Origin of the sequence: Microbispora bryophytorum, assembly GCF_006874465.1 — a bacterium.
Taxonomy (GTDB): Bacteria; Actinomycetota; Actinomycetes; order Streptosporangiales; family Streptosporangiaceae; genus Microbispora; species Microbispora bryophytorum.
In genome coordinates this window covers 1-494 of record NZ_VIRL01000094.1, presented here as the reverse complement: position 1 = coordinate 494, position 494 = coordinate 1, and the positions used below count along the sequence as shown (strand labels likewise).

General features: G+C 48.2%; 1 rRNA gene. It reads right to left on the bottom strand.

From position 1 onward, the window contains the following. Positions 1-494, bottom strand: a 16S ribosomal RNA gene (locus FLX07_RS35990); the annotation flags it as partial.

The window sequence follows — 494 nt, the reverse complement described above, 5'->3', positions numbered from 1 at the left end:
GACTGCTCGGGGATGTGTATAAGATACAGGACTACAGGGGTATCTAATCCTGTTCGCTACCCATGCTTTCGAGCCTCAGCGTCAGTTACAGCCCAGATAGCCGCCTTCGCCACTGGTATTCTTCCTAATATCTACGCATTTCACCGCTACACATGGAGTTCTACTATCCTCTGCTGTACTCAAGTTTCCTAGTTTCCAATGCACTTCTCCGGTTAAGCCGAAGGCTTTCACACCAGACTTAAGAAACCGCCTGCACTCTCTTTACGCCCAATAAATCCGGATAACGCTTGTGACCTACGTATTACCGCGGCTGCTGGCACGTAGTTAGCCGTGACTTTCTGGTTAAATACCGTCACAACGTGAACATATCCTCTCAAGTACGTTCTTCTTTAATAACAGAATTTTACGAGCCGAACGCCTTCTTCATTCACGCGGCGTTGCTTCATCAGACTTTCGTCCATTGTGAAATATTCCCTACTGCTGCCCCCCGTAGG